This is a genomic window from Methylomicrobium sp. Wu6 (assembly GCF_035916875.1).
Taxonomy (GTDB): domain Bacteria; phylum Pseudomonadota; class Gammaproteobacteria; order Methylococcales; family Methylomonadaceae; genus Methylomicrobium.
Map to the genome: position 1 here is coordinate 1 of NZ_JAXUHN010000074.1, position 16,416 is coordinate 16,416.

Below are 16,416 nucleotides of genomic sequence, written 5' to 3' on the forward strand. Positions count from 1 at the left end.
TTGCCGGCCGCGAACAGCGCGGCCAGCCTTTTTTCGTAGGCGCGGATCAGCAGCATGCTTTGATACAGGCTTAAAGGATCGCGCTCGGTGCGAATAAAGTCCATGGTTTTACCTCAATGATGATCGATGCGTGATTTCACCTTTACCCGGTCAAAACGGCCAGGCAAGGCGGGGAAACGATGAGGCTATTGTATGCAAAGAGGGGGCGGGGTTTTTCGTAAATGTTTCCGCAGAGCTTCTTAAAAGGTCACTAAATTAACCTGAGTTCGGGATAAGCCCTTATGCTTGAGACAACAAATTGAATGAAAGTGTAGGTTTGTCATCGCACAGGCAATAAGAGATGACGCCGGCTGTCGAACGGCTTTGAAAAATGTTTATGGGTAGGCCGCCTGGTTTTGACTGAAGATTATAAAGTCGCGTGTCTTGTCTGCTTTGTATCTGTGTTTTGCCATTCGAAAATCTAAATTGAGTGTCGCTTTTGGGTCCAGGCTGTTTAAAAACGTGAAAAATGAAGGCAGAAATTGAAATTTTCTCCATTTAATTGACCATTAAGCGCAGTCACTCCAGATTGATCTCCACTAAGATGAGACATTAGGTGGTAAATCGATGAGGCGATTCCACCTGCATTCGGATTTATGTGTTTTTACACAGCCGGGGTCGGACTGCGACTGTCAAAGCCTATCAAATTTACAGTAGACAATGACTGCTGCCGTGGCCTGCTTGGTTTCTCTTAATTTTCATCTCCCAATTTAACAGATGCGTGGTCTGAGTTCGTGTGGTCACAATCATTTAGTTGGTTTCATCGAAAGCTCTTGGCCTTCTCAGTGTTTCGATAAACTTCCTGATATATTGGCTGATGGGAGATAACCGAATTTTTAGCCATTCCTTCACTGCTTTTAGCCTTGCCGCGATGCTTTGATGAATAGCGCTCGCTTTGATCTTTTCGATGATTAAGATGATGAAATCGTATGCCCGTTTAAACCAGCCGAAGGTCATCAGCTTTGCTTTCGAGATCCGAAATAGCCAAAAAGTGAATGCGGCCACCGGGATTTTTCCTGCATACAGTGTCGTTCCGGCAATAACCTTGCCGGTCCCTATCAGCTTCAGCGCGAAAATGCCCAGCAATTCCACCTGGGTAAACAAGGCTAAAAAAAACACCAGCACCACATGCCGATTGAGCCTTTCTATGAACGCCTCGGCATTTTGTAAAATCGCAAGGCCATGTATAAATGCGTAAACTGGCTCGGCAATATTTTCCCAAACCAGTTCTTCCAGCACGATATAAACGGTCACCAATATGCCTAAAACGATATTGGTGATTTTGGCGGTGATTTTTTTTAACATGATTCGATTCTCGGAATGCTCATTGTCGACGATCCATTGTATAGCAAAGTGAATCTGCGGTGACTAATCGACCGTTGACAAAACATGGGCCGGGTTAGGCGCGCGAAATCATTGTGCTTTCCGGTTCTACACACCTTTCCCGCGCCATAACCCGCCTTTCGAAACAATAAACGCCTCTTAGCAATGGCGGGTTACGAGACGCGCGGAAAAGTCACATGCACTTTAAGACTCGTCGCAATGCGCGTCTAACCCGCCGATTTATAGCCGGAAGCCGAATACAACAACCTGGCCTCCGCCAGCGATTGCTCAATCAGATTGACCGGCACGCCCTGGTTTTGGCTTAACGCCAACGCGCGCACGATTGCGGTCGCCTGTTCCTGCGTCAACAACTGTTTCGGCATGACTTCGCCGTACAACCACAGCGCGGCCGACTCCGCCGAAGGCGCCTGGTCGAGTCCGGCCAGCGCGGCGGCAGTCGCCAACATAGAGGATGCCAGCAAGTCCATCACACCGGCGGTAGCCTGTTGTTCAAGTAAAATTTCCGCGGAGCGCAGCTTCGCTTCGGCCGATTTGAGCAGAGGATTGGCCGTCGGCTGATCATTCGCGGCGGACTCGTACACCAGCCGCGATTCGGCAACCGGCGATTGAGCCCCCAAACGCTGCAGTCCGGACAAAGTGCGGGAATCGACTACCGCGACCGGAATGTCCGGTTCTGATAAAGCTTGCGCGGCTTCTTCATCCGAGTCGTGAGCTTGATTGACGACCGCCAGCAACCCGCCGCCTGAGGCCAGAACGCGCACCAGCCGGGTTTGAAACGCGGCCTGGATTTTCTCGATGATCCGGCGGGTCTTGCCGTCGTCTTGGGGCTCGGCCTGATACGGTTTTTCGGTCGCTCGCTCGGCACAGGTTTCCGGCGCGGGCGCATCGGCTGCTTCCGCCGGCGCTTGCTCCGAAGTCACGGCCGCCGCTTCGCCTCCGGCTAAATCGTCGATCAGCGTCTGTAACAGCTTTTGCGGCACCCCGACCACATCTTCCGATGCTTCGGGACTGACCACATTCACGAACAAATCGCGCTTGCCCTGCACCAGCCGGGCGACATGCTGCTCATAAGAATCCTCGGCCAGCAGCAGAAAAATCTGCACATTCTGTTTTTGCCCCAGCCGGTGGATGCGCGCGATACGCTGATCCAGCAACGCCGGGTTCCAGGGCATGTCCAGATTGATCAACACGGTCGCCGCTTGCAAGTTCAGACCGGTGGCGCCCGCATCGGTCGAAATGAATACCTGCACCGCCACGTCGTTGAGAAATTTGTCCATCAGTTCGCCGCGCCTGGCGCTCGGAACGCCGCCGTGCAGGCGCACACAGCCCAGCCCCATGCCTTTGACCAGCGTTTCGACCATCTCGGTCATCAATGCCCATTGCGAAAATATCACCGCCTTGCGGTCGCTTTGCAGGCACAAATCTTCGAGCAGGCGCGCCAATTCGTCCAGCTTCGGCGAGCCTTGCGTCGTTTTATCGACCAATCCGGCCGCATCGCAGGCCATCCTCGCCTGCTGCAAGGCGGACATCAACCGGTTCTGCTCGCCAGGCGTCAACGGCCGGCGCTTGGCGATTTGCGCCAAATTGCCGGCGGCGGACAACGCCGAATCGTGCAGGCCCTTTTGCTTGTCATCCAGCGGAATGTCCAGCCTTACCTCGGTGCGTTCCGGCAACTGATCGTTGACCAGGCTGCGGTTCCGGCGCAGCATCACCGGCGCGATCCGCCGCCTGAGCTCGGACAGATTGCGGTAGCCGATTACCTTGCCGCGCTCGTCGGTCACATGAAATTCCAGAAGGCAGAGCCACAACGGTCCGAGCACGCGCGCATCGACCACTTGCAACAAGCTGTACAAATCTTCGAGCCGGTTTTCGAGCGGCGTGCCGCTGAGCACGAACACATAGCGTGAGGGAATCAATTTGACGGTCGAGGCCAGTTTAGTGCGCCAGTTCTTGATCCGCTGGGCTTCATCCAGGATCACCAGATCGGGCTTCAGCGTTTCGTTGATCACGCTCAAATCGCGCACGGTCAGTTCGTAATTGACGATGAAGAACAACGCGTCGGCCCGGTATTGCACTGTGCGGCCGTCGGCCGCGCCCTGAACGATCTGCACCGGATGGCCGGTAAATTTTTCGATTTCCCTGGCCCATTGATGCTTCAGGGAGGCAGGGCACACGACCAGGATTTTTCTGACCCCGGCGTTGTCCGTCAGCCAGGAGGCCGCGGCAATCGCCTGCAAGGTCTTGCCTAGCCCCATGTCGTCGGCCAGGAGGGCGCGTCCGCGCGACGCCAAAAACGCGACGCCCTCGGTCTGATACGGAAACAGCCGCGCCTTGATGCCCGTCAGCACGCCATGCGCGCGCAAAATTTCCTGACTGATCTGATGCGCGCGAATCGCCTGCGCCGCATCCTCCGCGCATTGATGCACATACTGCGTCGCATCGTCGCCGAGAAGAAAGTCCTCACGCCCCAACACCTGCGCCGAAAAACGGAAAAAATCCTCCGGCACCCGGCCGTTGAATACGCCGTCTACACTGAAATATTCCGCCAGCAACACCGCCAGATCGGCCTCGACCTGCGGTTTTTTGTATAAGCGCAGCACCGGCCGCGTCGCCGACTCCCAGGCCAGATACACGAACGAGACCGGGCTGCCCGCAGCCTTTAATTGTTGATAGTCGGGACGCTTCCTCGCCTGATGCAGAACTGCCTCGATATGTTTGCAGGTGCCGAGACGATTGGTCGCGAGATCCGGGCAGGTGCAATAGTTCATCCGCTGATCGAGCGAGCGGATATGCACCTGATACGATTTCTTCGTGTAGGTGGCCGAAATGATCGAGGTCGCCTGCCAGATGCCGAAGCCCGGATTGCCGCTGAGCAATTTGACATTGACCTCGTTGCGGCCTTTTTTGACCCGCTCCAGAATCGCCTCGTCAACCGCGCCGCCGAGCAGTTCCTCGTCGGCAAAGCCGAATTGCTCGGCATAGCTGTATAGCGCGGCAATCGCATGTTTACAGACGCCAGGCTCGGCGCAGTCGCAAGCGACCGCGAGATCGTTCTCTCCGCGCTGCGTCAATTCGACCCAGTACGGTGCGTTGAAGTCGGCGTCCTCGACTTGCGCGGTCAGCACATCGCCCTGCACATCCAACGCGAACACGCGCTTCTCGGCAAAATACGCCAAGCCCTGCTTGACCGTATCATCCGAAGCGATCGTTTTCAGACGTTCGGTGTCGTAGAGAAATAAATCGTGATTCATGTCAATGGCCGCAGAGAGATTGATAAATCGGTTATTTTACCTGAACATGGCATTAAACGAATGTCCAGGATTCAGTCAAAATTCAGGCCATTTTGAAATTTAGAAAATTATTTTTACAATGCTAACGTAGCGACATTTGGACTTTTTACAGGAAAATAGCATGAAATCTTGTGTTGCATCCGGTGATCGATTCCGCTGAGTTGAGTTCATGATTGATAACGACGGACAGAATCCGCTCCTCCCACCACAACTCCGCAAAGGCCGCGGCGCTCTGAGCAACCGTAGCGGGCGATTCGAAGCGGAAACGAAGGAAGCATACGACGACGGCTGGGGCAGCCTCGATGAATTGCCGGAACGGGTTCCGACCCACTTGGGCATCGACTCCGCCAAGACCGTGCTCAGCTACAATCAGTCGCCGGATGTACCGTTCGACCGTTCGATCAATCCGTACCGGGGCTGCGAACACGGCTGTGTGTATTGTTTCGCGCGTCCCAGTCATGCTTATCTGGGGCTGTCGCCGGGACTCGATTTCGAAACCCGGCTGTTCTACAAACCGGATGCGCCAGAACTGCTGCGCGAGGAACTCCGTGCCCGCCGCTACCGCCCCGCGCCGGTCGCGCTCGGCATCAATACCGACGCCTACCAGCCGGTCGAACGCAGGCTCGGGCTGACCCGGAGGATTCTTGAAGTGCTGCGTGAAACCGGGCATCCGGTCTCGATCGTGACCAAATCCGCGCTGATCGAACGCGATCTCGATATTTTGCAGGAGATGGCTGCGCAGAGCCTGGCGCAGGTCGCAATCTCGGTCACCACCTTGAAAGCCGAACTGGCGCGCCGTCTGGAACCGCGCGCCGCCGCGCCGAAGCGGCGTCTGCAGACGATCGAACAGCTGGCGGCGGCCGACATTCCGGTGTCGGTGCTGGTCGCTCCGTTGATTCCAATGCTGAACGACGAGGAACTCGAAAATATCCTGAGCGCGAGTCGCAAGGCCGGCGCGGTCGATGCGGGTTATGTGCTGCTGCGCCTGCCGCTGGAACTGCACGACCTGTTTGCCGAATGGCTGCGCACGCACGCGCCGTTAAAGGCCGAGCGCGTGCTGCACCGGATTTTCGAGGCACGCGGAGGCAAGGCCTACGATTCGGCCTTCGGCACGCGCATGACCGGCACCGGAGAATACGCCGATCTGCTCGGCCAGCGCTTTCGGTTGGCCTACAAACGGCTGGCATTTTCAGGTTCGCCCGACTTCAATCTGGACCGGTTCCGGCCGCCGCAGGCGGGCGGCCAGACGGATCTATTCTGGTGATCAGCCCTATTTTTTCGCGAAGAAGGACTGAATCGCCGCATCCCGGCCTGCCGCGACCTGCTGCACGAAAGGCCGGCTCTCCATTGTCTTGAAATAATCCGCGACGCCCGGCACATAGGCCGCGACCAGATCCTCACCATAGACTTTTTGTGTCGCCATCGCGATCAAGCCTAGGTGCAGCCAGGCGACGATGTCGGCCGCACTGAAGCTTGCGCCGAGCGCATAAGGCTCGAAACGTGCCAGACGCATCAGGCCCTGCATGCCCGCTTCGACCTTTTTCCTGACCTCGTCCTTGGTTTCGGCCGAAGCCGGCGAGCCGAACAGCGCTTCCCCGTAGAGACGGCGGGCGACCAGTTCGATGTTCAATTCCAGATGCTGGATGAATTCCCGGCATTTGGCGCGTTCGAACGGATCGGCCGGATACAGGGGATGCTCGGGATAGGCGTCTTCGAGGTATTCGAGAATCACCTGCGATTCGGACAAATAACCCTGTTCAGTCTTGATGAAAGGGATCTTACCCAGGGGCGAGCGCTTTAATACAGCGGCATCCTGAGACGGCGCAACCATCTCCTCATTGAAAGGAATGCCTTTTTCGAGCAAGGCCAGTTTGGTCTTGTTGTAGTAATTGCTAAGTGCGAAGCCGTATAAGGTAATCATGGTACTTATCTCCAGGTTGGTGACAGAAAGAATAGACTGACCGGTAAGTCATTTGCAATAATACAGACAGGTCGGTATAGTTGCAACCTTATTTTGTAAATCCAGCGTCATGTCCAGCAATCTCAAAGAACGAATTCTGCAAACCGCGTCCGAACTGTTTTATCGCCAGGGCATCCGGGCGACCGGCGTCGATGCGATCGTGAAGGCGGCAGGCACCACCAAAATGAGCCTATACCACTATTTCCCGTCCAAACACGATCTGGTGCTCGCTCATTTGCAAAAAAGCGCCGATGCGATGCGCGAGCGGATTTTGACCGGCATCGCTGAACGCGCGGCCGAGCCGAAAACCAACTTGCTGGCCGTTTTCGACATTTTTGGCGAACTTCTAACGTTAGACGAATTCCGTGGCTGCCCGTTCATCAATGCGGCAACCGAAGCGTCCGTCGATGAAGAAGCCTTCAAACAGGTCTCCGCCGATTTTTATCGAAAATTCCGCCTGCACCTCGCGGAATTGGCGGCTGCGGCAGAGGCCAAGCAGCCCGACATGCTGGCCCGGCAGTTGGTCCTGTTGATTTCCGGCGCGATCATCGCCGAACAGATGCAGCGAGATTCCGGGGCAATGGGGGTGGCGCGTCATGCGGCGGAAATTCTGATCGGTCAGGCCTGCGCTTCGGCACCGTAATCGGCAAATTGATGCCGCATGAGATATGCCGCGCAAGGCCAAACAAACTTGCCTGCGCAAAGCGGTAACTTGGCAACGACGCTGTAAAAATAAATTTTCGCCCCCCTGTCAATAGACTAACTGCCTTGAATTTTGGTATAGTGAATGGATTTTGGGGTAGCTCGACATTTTCCCCTTATATAGTTGGTTTTTCATATCATCACCCTGGAGAGATTCAATGGCAATTAAAGTTGCAATCAACGGTTACGGACGTATTGGCCGTAATGTCATCCGCGCCCTCTACGAATCAGGCCGCACCAATGAAATTCAAGTCGTCGCGATCAACGACCTGGGCGACAGCAACACCAATGCCCATTTGACCAAATACGACTCGGTTCACGGCAAATTTCCTTTTGAAGTCAGCGTTGAGGGCGACTACATTGTAATCAACGGCGACAAAATCCGTGTTCTCTCCGAAAGAGATCCATCCAAGTTGCCTTGGGGCGAACTGGGCATCGATGTCGTGCACGAATGCACCGGCTTGTTCACCAGCAAAGCCAAAGCATCCGCTCACATCACCGCCGGTGCAAAAAAAGTGATCATCTCGGCTCCGGGCGGCAACGATGTCGACGCGACGATCGTTTTCGGCGTCAACCACAAGACCCTGAAAGCCTCCGACACCGTCATTTCGAATGCATCCTGCACTACCAACTGTTTGGCGCCGTTGGTCAAGCCTCTGCATGATGCGATCGGTATCGAGCACGGCTTGATGACCACGATCCACTCCTACACCAACGACCAGGTTCTGACCGACGTCTATCACAGCGACCTGCGCCGCGCGCGTTCCGCGACCCAATCGATGATTCCTACCAAAACCGGCGCAGCTGCCGCGGTAGGTTTGGTGCTGCCGGAACTGAAAGGCAAGCTCGACGGCTTCGCGATGCGCGTTCCGACCATCAACGTCTCGGTTGTCGACCTGGTTTTCAAGGCGAAGAGAGCGACCAGCAAGGAAGAAATCACCGCCGTGCTGACCGCCGCTTCCGAAGGCCCGTTGAAAGGCATCCTGGCGATCAACAACCTGCCGCTGGTTTCGACCGATTTCAACCACAATCCGGCTTCTTCAATCTTCGAAGCGCCTTCGACCTATGTCGTGGACGGCGATTTCGTGAAGGTGTTGTCTTGGTATGATAACGAATGGGGCTTCTCGAACCGGATGCTGGATACCACCGTTGCTTTAGTCAACGCTCAATAAGAGACTTTCCCTCGCATGTTAAGACGAACCAAAATTTTAGCGACCCTGGGGCCGGCCACCGATAAACCCGGCGTACTGGAAGGCTTGTACGAAGCCGGCATCGACGTGGTGCGGATGAACTTTTCGCACGGCTCCGCGGAAGATCATATCAAGCGCGCGGACCGGGTCAGGGAACTGAGCAAAAAAACCGGCCGTCGCGTCGGCATTCTGGGCGATTTGCAAGGGCCTAAAATTCGTATCGAGCGCTTCAAGGACACCAAGGTGTTTTTGAATGAAGGCCAGGACTTTGCGTTGGACATTAATCTCGGCAAGCTTGACGGCGATGAAACACAGGTCGGCATCAGCTACGAACCGCTGGCGATGGAAGTCAGGCCCGGCAGCCGTTTGCTGCTCGACGACGGCCGCATCGTGCTGGACGTGGTCGATGTCGTCAACATGCGCGTGAACTGCAAGGTCGCAGTTGGCGGCTATCTGTCCAACAACAAAGGCATCAATCTGCAGGGCGGCGGCCTGTCGGCGGCGGCATTGACAGACAAGGACAAGGAAGATATCAAGACGATCGCGAAAATCAAATGCGATTTCGTCGCGGTGTCGTTTCCACGTTGCGCGGAAGACCTGAACGAAGCGCGCCGCCTGCTCGAAGCCGAAGGCTGCTACGCCGGAATCGTCGCGAAAGTCGAGCGCGCCGAAGCACTGGACGTGATGGATGAGATCATTCTGGCGTCTGATGTGATCATGGTCGCCCGCGGCGACCTCGGCGTGGAAATCGGCGATGCAAATCTGCCGGCGGTACAAAAAAAGCTGATCAAGCGTTCACGCGAATTGAACCGGGTCGTGATTACCGCGACGCAGATGATGGAATCGATGATCGACAATCCGATTCCGACTCGCGCGGAAGTGCTTGACGTCGCGAACGCGGTGTTTGACGGCACCGATGCGATCATGTTGTCCGCCGAAACCGCTTCGGGCAAATACCCGGTCAAGGCGGTCGAAGCGATGCACCGGATCTGCATCGAAGCGGAAAAGCAACCGAGCATGCGCGAGTCTGATCATCGTATGAACATCCAGTTTGAGCGCGACGATGAAGCGATTGCGATGTCCGCGATGTACATGGCGAACCATACCAAGATCAAAGGCATCGTTGCATTGACCGAATCCGGCGCGACACCGCTGTGGATGTCGCGAATCAGTTCCGGCATTCCTATCTTCGCGATGAGCCGACTGGAAAAAACCCTGGGCAAGGTGACCTTGTACCGCGGCGTTTTCCCAATCTATTTCCCGCTGGAAATGAATCAGGACCATGTCGAAGTGAACCGCAATATCGTCAAGGAACTGCGCAAATGGAATAAAGCCAAAGACGGCGACAAGTTCATCATTACCAAAGGCGATTTGAACGGCGTCGAGGGCGGTACCAATGCCTTGAAGGTGATCGTGGTCGGGCAAGGTCTGACGCCTTAACGTGTCATCACATCGCCCCTCGGCGGGCCGGATGCGGGTATATCCAATTTCCCGCTCCGGAAGCTATTTTCTGAATAAACCGGGCTGGATCCGGCATAGCTTCAAGACCCACTCGATCGGATTTTACTTTTTACCTGCGATCCTTAGGATCGAGTCAAAAATAATTTCCTAAAAAGCTACTTTATGGTTCCCACGCAATGCGTGGGAACCATAAGAACTGTACTTATACCTTTGATTTTAGCCTGCTTATTACTTGATCATTGTAATGGTCAATTGATGAGGCCTGCCCGTTTCCATTCCCGCATCATTGCAACCTGGTGGAGCAAAGGACTGGACACCCCGCATACTCTAAGACAAGGGGTTTGACGAAGTTGGGGCGATAGCGGGAGTATATTCAAAATACAAGTCCATTCCATTCGGCACGACGTCAGGCATTGGGTTAGCCATGGGGCGCTACGAAGGGAAGGAAGTAGGGCGTCATGGCGGGGCACAGGGCAAAAGCGAGCCGCCGAAGGCAATAACCGCCAGCTTTTTTTGCCGTTAAAATCGGACGAGCCCATTTTTGCATTCGCAAAAAATGCTAGCACTTCCGAGCCTTTCAAGTTGACGACAAGCCGACCTGGTCAACTAAACGACCTGGCTCCAACACTCCTTTATCCCTTGAGCAACGCGAAGAGTGGAGCTAAATACCCCCATTCGACTGCACAATGATGCGATTCGAAAGACACCAGAAGTCCATTTCTACTGAAATTTTACGGATTTAATGGCTAGCTCAGTCTAATGGAATGACGAATCCCGTCCGTAAAAACTCCCTTTATTGTATTGCAGTCGAATTCGATTGATCCGGTCCGACCTCGTAAATTCCGGTCAATTTGCGTTTAAATTCATCAGAAATCAATCTGGAATCCTGCTTGCTTTTTACAACCCGCGGCGTAATCAACACAACAAGTTCATCCCTATCATCCTTCCTTTCGTTAGATCCAAATAATGAACCAATAAGCGGCAGAGTTTGTAAAAAAGGTATTCCCGATTTGGTATTAGATAAATTATTATTAATTAAACCGCCCAGTACAATGGTTTCACTATCGTGAACAGCAATTAAGCTCTCAATCTCTTTTTTATTAATGGTAGCGGTCGAGGTTACGCCAGTTGATACATTTGATGACACTGGCTGTGGCACGACGTTGCTGACAGTTTGATGGACTTCCATGATAACCATGCCATTGGCGTTGACTCTGGGGGTAACCTCCAAAGTCACGCCGGTATCTTTATATTGAATGGAAGCAGCTTGAGCGAAGGTACCACTCGTTGATACTCCTCCGCCCGCAATGGGAACAGAGGTTGTGCTGGTTTGAAGAGGGACTTGATCGCCGACGTTAATTTTTGCTTTCTGGTTATTCAACACCAGCAGGGAAGGCGATGAAATCACCTTGACATTATTCAGTTGGGCTTCTGCATGTAAAATGGCTTTGACAGCGTCAGAGCTGTAAATCACACTCAGCCCACCTGTAGCAGTTGCAGCGGCAATATTACCGGCGGCTTTCCCTAGATCTGTAAGCGTTGAAGATCCATTGCTGCCAATTGCACCACCATTAGTATTTGATAAAAACCATTGAATGCCGTACTGTAAATCATTCTTCAAATTCACCGAGACTATCGTCGCATCGATCAACACCTGCAAAGGCATAACATCGAGTTTCTGAATAACGGGAAGTATCTCCTGGTATTCCTGAGGCGTTGAGACGATCACAATGGAGTTATTTGCTTGATCGGCAATGATCCTGACCGATTCAACATTGGCGACCTTGGCATCCCCAGTTGCCTGGCCGCTCCCTGCGGAAGTACTCCTTTTAGTTTTACTGGTGCTTTGTTTATTGGTTATTTCCGCGGCAGTTTGGCCGGGAGCCGTCTTGGCAGCCTTGGTCTGTTTTTGGGTCCCATTAAAAATCGCATTCAAGGTATCGGCCAGTTCAACCGCATCCATATGTTGAACTCTATACACATTGACGCCGCCCCCGCTCGTCGTGTTCGCCCGGTCCAACCTCAACACCCAGTTTTCAATATCATGCAAGTAGACTTGCTGCTGGGTAATCGCCAATACCGCATTCATCCGTTCAATGGGTAAAAAGCGAAAAAACTCCTTGCTCCCTTCGCTATCTTTAACATTAAAAACGGCCTCTAGCTCCTTGATTACATCTTCAGGCGCGACATGGCTCAAGGGAAACAGGCCGAACGACCGTCCGCGCAACACATCGATGTCGAACGTGGCGACCAAATCCATGATACGCTCAAGCTCGGAGGAGCTGCCGGAAACGATCAGGGCGTTTTTGCCAGCGTCCACGCTGATGCCGGTTTTTTCCTCCAATAGCGGTTTGATCACTTCGAGTATATCCGCCGCCGCCACGTACCGAATCGGAATCACTCGGCTTTGAAAGCCTACCTTGCCTGCACCCTGCCCCATGCCGGCGCTGTACACGGCTTCCGCGGCCGGTTCGATATGATAAATCCGTCCGACCTTGACCAGTGCCGCATTATTCATCCGCAGCACCATTTCCAAAGCCGGCAGCAGTTCTTCCTTCGTCAGCGGCTCGGTCGTCTGTAAGGTCACTTTTCCGGCAACTTTCGGGCTCAACACATAATTCTGCCCCAGGATATCGCTTAAAATGACTTTTGACACCTCGCCGAGATCGGCCTCATCAAAATTCAAGCTGTAGGTACCAGGCCCTGCAGTTTTGGCCTTGGCTTCTCCTCGTTCGGCGACGTGTCTGGGCGAAAAGCGGCTGGATGCCGGATAGAGTTCAATTTTTGATTTCAATGATTCTTCTGTCGAGGATTTATTCTGTAATTCCTTGAATATCTCGGGCTTTCCGTTTAGCGTTTCTTTAGACACTGGAGTCAGCTGAATATGCTTACCAGACGTACTTGGACCCAAATACTCACAGCTGGAGAGCATTAATCCCGCTACGACTAAACACGAAGCGGTTTTTAGGGATGTTGGACTATTGTTCATTTTCACCATTCTCGGATTCATCTACAGGGGGTGCGGATTCAGATTCGGAATCATCAAGAGGTTGCGGCCTATTGAGTCTTCGCCTTATAGCTTCATCCTGTATTTTTCCTATGTCTTTTGTTCTTGCTTGCGGTCGATTTGAATTCCGGTTTTGTTGCTGGTCCGGGCTTTTATTTTGCTCCGGCGGCAATTCTTTGGGCTTGGGTTTCCTAAGCACCAGCTCCTTGCTTTCCCCGCCTAATTCAAAAACCACTCTATCCGTTTTGATTTGCGTCAACCGCCAACCATCCAGATCTTCATTTACCGAGACTCTCCGATACTTATCGGGTTTATCCTTCGATCCGGCAACGGTTCCACCAACGGCAGGCGGCACCGACCCGGCCGCGACCGGGGATGAATTCCCATCCTTGTTTCTGCTCAACAGCGCCGACAACCCATTTTTACCGGTATAGATGCCGTCCAAGCGCCAATCGAACGATTCGCTTTCTGTTTGTTCTTTATCTTTCTCGGTGCTACTTTCCTCTATCGGTTTTCTGCCTTTTAAAAACAGCGGCCTGGCAACCATATCGACATAGCTATCCTCGGTTTTCGCTTCCAGATCGACCTCCGGCACCTGATCAATCGGCACATTTGTCGGCGTTGGCGATTCGATCGAACTGAGCAAGCGGCTTTCGGAAAATTTTGCTATTATCCATTCCAACACGATGATAATGAGTAATGCCGCGCAAAGAGCCGATACCAATTTTAAAATTTTACTATTGATATTCATTCGGCTTTCTTTCTCATAAAACTGACCGCCTGAAAGTTCACATTCAATTCATTGGTCTGCTCGATCTGGCGAGTGCGCCGATTTCTTACGCCGCGCATGGGCCGGATGTCCAATTGATCGATGATAATCAGCGGCGTTGAGGTTTCCAAACGATAGAGCACAGACCGCAATACCTCGGAATTACCGGTCATCCGAACGCTCACCGTCAGCAAGCTGAATTTATCCTTGCTTTTTACCGGCAATGCTTGCGTACTGCTGAGTTGGCCGCCCGCGTCCACTATCGCTTTTTTAATGATTTCCTGAACTTCAGCTGATGCCAACGCTTCCGTATTCTGACTATTGAAATAGTTTTGTCCCTGAATCGCTTTCTTCACGCTATCGATGCTTTTAAGCACGCCGTCCTTGCCTGCCAAAATCCTCTCATATTGCCTCAGTTTGATCGCAAGCTGGCTCTTTTCTTCATGCAGTTCCAGCCACTGGCTAACCGCCGGCACAAAAACAGCCGCGATCAATATCAAAAGCAAAGCGGCCAAAAGACCGACTGCTAGCCAGCGTTGTACATTCCTATTTTTTTCGTTGCTCACCTGACTCTTCCGCCTTGACAATATCGGCTGTTATTTGAAAACGCTCAAAACCCGTCGTCGCATCCTGAGTCACTGGCGAAACAAACTTGGCATTCGCAAAGATTTCCGAATCTTCCAGCACCGCAATCAAACCGGAGGCGGAAGGCGATTCGCCCTGAATCTGCAGATGGCCATCCGTAAACTGTAAATAAGTCAGCCAGGTAGTATCGTCCTTGATCAATGCGCTCAGTGTATTCAGCATTTCAATGACCGGCGGCGACGCATTTTTCGCCTTGATCAAATCTTCGGTCTCCGCTATCGCATCATCGATCTCCGCTTGCATGCCTTTGATCTTCTTGGCGTCTTTTTCTATGCCGTCAATTTTTTCCTGCAGCAGTGTTACCGTTTGATATTCAAAGAACACCGGCAGGAATAATACGCCCGCCAAAAGCAGGATAATGGCTCCCGCCAGTGCCGCATTAATCAGATTGGACGATTTGCCTGTGTTCGTTCTGTGCCATTCCGGGAGCAAATCATACGCATCGTAGATTTGCTCCGGATCATTTTCCACACCTTCATAATCTGCCAACTGCGGTGAAATGCCGATCGCCGTCAAATCCGCGTAAAGACCATCCAGAACTTCGCGCGGGGTCAAAATCAGCGCGACCTGGATCAAACCGGGCTCGCCGGCCGTATTTAATAATTTTACCGCAAAATAGACCTGCTCCGGCTTAAACGGCGTAAAGCGCGAAAGTTCGTAGGCAACCACCTGAGTCAGATTTTCCCTGGCGGCTGCCGGTAAAGCCAGTTCCCTGCAAATCCCTTCCGTGCGCTGCAAGCGAAGAACAAAATGAGCTTTGGCGAGTCTTTCATCCTTTGCCAACAATTCGTTGAACTGCGCCGCACCTTCTTCATTACGGCTCAACACCGCCAAGGTTTCCGTCGTATCGCCAACATGAGTCAATTCGAATTGATTGCCTTTGGTCTTTACGATCACCGTGTCGTGTTTATCGCTAAGTAAAAGCCTGAGTTTTTCAGGGACCAAAAAAGCAAGCTCTTTCCGCCACCACCTAAAGAATTTTTTAAAATCCAGTTCGATTGTCGAATTAAGATTCAGCATTCGGCGTCACTACTAATGAGTCCTTGTCTTGGGAAAATAACGATGTATCGGCCCTTTCTTCGCGTTTCCAGCTCAGAATTTGAAACGGCAAAGCGCCGGTGGTTGCCGCCGCTCCACCCGCAGCCTGATTATTGGTCACAACTGTCTTTATTATAGCGCCGGAACCATTTTCAAGACGGGATTCGGCAATGACCTCTATGATATTGCTCTGACCCGACCCGCAATTGAATCCCGGACCTAAGCTCGCAGACTGGATCGGCGTCCCGGTAATCGCACTTTGCCTGCGCAATTCGATGCATTGATCGACCAAAGCCGCATCCATGCCCAACGCCAGCATGACCTCTCTCGACGCCTGCGACAAATCGACTTGCGGCTGGCCGGAGTAGATCGTGATCAAAGGTTCCAACTGTTTCAAAATCGACTCGTCCATGCCTAAAACCATTTGCAGTTCTTCAAGCGATTGAAACGGCTTATTGCTCGGTCGGTAGAGCTTGCCGGCCGCCTTATATTCATCCTTTTCGGCGCCCTCGATATTGACGAGGTCATCCTGATCGCGCCAATCCATGATCGCGGAAACCAAAGCGGTTTGCCGCTCCTGTTCAATCGGAATTTGTGCGATGAGTTGTTGCAACTGCTGTTGATTAGCGGCATTTATATCGATCTTGCCGGTTTCGCTTTGCAGCCTGATTCTGACCAAGGCGTCCAAAAATTGTATCTGATAAATATTGCCGTCGGTATGCCAGCGTTTGTTCTGGTCCGGGTTCATCAACATCATTTCCGCCATCGCCATGCCGGATTCGGCCGCCGCCAGAGCCTGCGCGCCGCTGGTGATGCCGGCTATCACTCCGGTTTCCCGCCGCATCGTCAAGGAAAAGCTTGCCGCCATGATCATCAGCAACGACAATACCCATAGCACCAAAACCAGAGCAAAACCTTTGTCTGCATGCATTGCAAATGAAATCGGGCGCAAACGCAAAGACATCAATCGA

General features: G+C 52.9%; 12 protein-coding genes. 4 read left to right on the forward strand and 8 right to left on the reverse strand.

The annotated features are described in order from the left end of the window. Nucleotides 1-789 precede the first annotated feature (789 nt). Nucleotides 790-1,344, reverse strand: a complete 555-nt coding sequence (locus U2W12_RS09935) for a hypothetical protein (RefSeq protein WP_326500525.1) — start codon at nt 1,342-1,344, stop codon at nt 790-792. Between the two features lie 245 nt (nt 1,345-1,589). Beyond that, nucleotides 1,590-4,634: an SNF2-related protein gene (locus tag U2W12_RS09940; RefSeq protein WP_326500526.1), complete on the reverse strand. Its 3,045-nt coding sequence runs from the start codon at nt 4,632-4,634 to the stop codon at nt 1,590-1,592. Nucleotides 4,635-4,842: 208 nt separating this feature from the next. On the opposite strand from U2W12_RS09940, the gene U2W12_RS09945 reads away from it, so the two are divergent. Beyond that, nucleotides 4,843-5,937 carry a PA0069 family radical SAM protein gene (locus U2W12_RS09945; RefSeq protein ID WP_326500527.1) on the forward strand — a complete coding sequence of 365 codons (1,095 nt, stop codon included), beginning with the start codon at nt 4,843-4,845 and terminating at the stop codon, nt 5,935-5,937. A 6-nt stretch (nt 5,938-5,943) separates the two neighbouring features. Here U2W12_RS09945 and U2W12_RS09950 read toward each other — a convergent pair whose 3' ends face one another. Then, nucleotides 5,944-6,594 (reverse strand): glutathione S-transferase, encoded by a 651-nt coding sequence (locus tag U2W12_RS09950; protein WP_326500528.1) that lies wholly within the window; start codon nt 6,592-6,594, stop codon nt 5,944-5,946. Between the two features lie 109 nt (nt 6,595-6,703). Between U2W12_RS09950 and U2W12_RS09955 the strand changes: the two genes are divergently transcribed. From U2W12_RS09955 to pyk, 3 genes are all read left to right on the forward strand, one after another. After that, entirely contained in the window at nt 6,704-7,276 is a 573-nt protein-coding gene (locus U2W12_RS09955; protein ID WP_326500529.1) for a TetR/AcrR family transcriptional regulator, read from the forward strand. Between the two features lie 217 nt (nt 7,277-7,493). Then, on the forward strand, nt 7,494-8,507 hold the full coding sequence (gene gap / locus U2W12_RS09960; RefSeq protein ID WP_326500530.1) for a type I glyceraldehyde-3-phosphate dehydrogenase: 1,014 nt from the start codon (nt 7,494-7,496) through the stop codon (nt 8,505-8,507). Between the two features lie 15 nt (nt 8,508-8,522). After that, nucleotides 8,523-9,965, forward strand: a complete 1,443-nt coding sequence (pyk, locus tag U2W12_RS09965; protein ID WP_326500531.1) for a pyruvate kinase — start codon at nt 8,523-8,525, stop codon at nt 9,963-9,965. A gap of 814 nt (nt 9,966-10,779) precedes the next feature. Here pyk and gspD read toward each other — a convergent pair. The 5 genes from gspD to U2W12_RS09990 form a co-directional block, all read right to left on the reverse strand. Beyond that, a complete protein-coding gene (gene gspD / locus U2W12_RS09970) occupies nt 10,780-12,855 on the reverse strand; it encodes a type II secretion system secretin GspD (RefSeq protein ID WP_326500532.1) in 2,076 nt (691 codons plus the stop codon). Nucleotides 12,856-12,964: 109 nt separating this feature from the next. Further along, nucleotides 12,965-13,744, reverse strand: a complete 780-nt coding sequence (locus tag U2W12_RS09975) for a hypothetical protein (RefSeq protein WP_326500533.1) — start codon at nt 13,742-13,744, stop codon at nt 12,965-12,967. Next, nucleotides 13,741-14,328, reverse strand: coding sequence for a type II secretion system protein GspM (gene gspM / locus U2W12_RS09980; protein ID WP_326500534.1), 588 nt, complete (start codon nt 14,326-14,328; stop codon nt 13,741-13,743). Before gspM ends, U2W12_RS09975 begins: the two co-directional genes overlap by 4 nt. Then, nucleotides 14,309-15,427, reverse strand: coding sequence for a PilN domain-containing protein (locus U2W12_RS09985; protein WP_326500535.1), 1,119 nt, complete (start codon nt 15,425-15,427; stop codon nt 14,309-14,311). Before U2W12_RS09985 ends, gspM begins: the two co-directional genes overlap by 20 nt. Then, on the reverse strand, nt 15,414-16,376 hold the full coding sequence (locus tag U2W12_RS09990) for a type II secretion system protein GspK (RefSeq protein ID WP_326500536.1): 963 nt from the start codon (nt 16,374-16,376) through the stop codon (nt 15,414-15,416). Before U2W12_RS09990 ends, U2W12_RS09985 begins: the two co-directional genes overlap by 14 nt. Nucleotides 16,377-16,416: the final 40 nt, after the last annotated feature.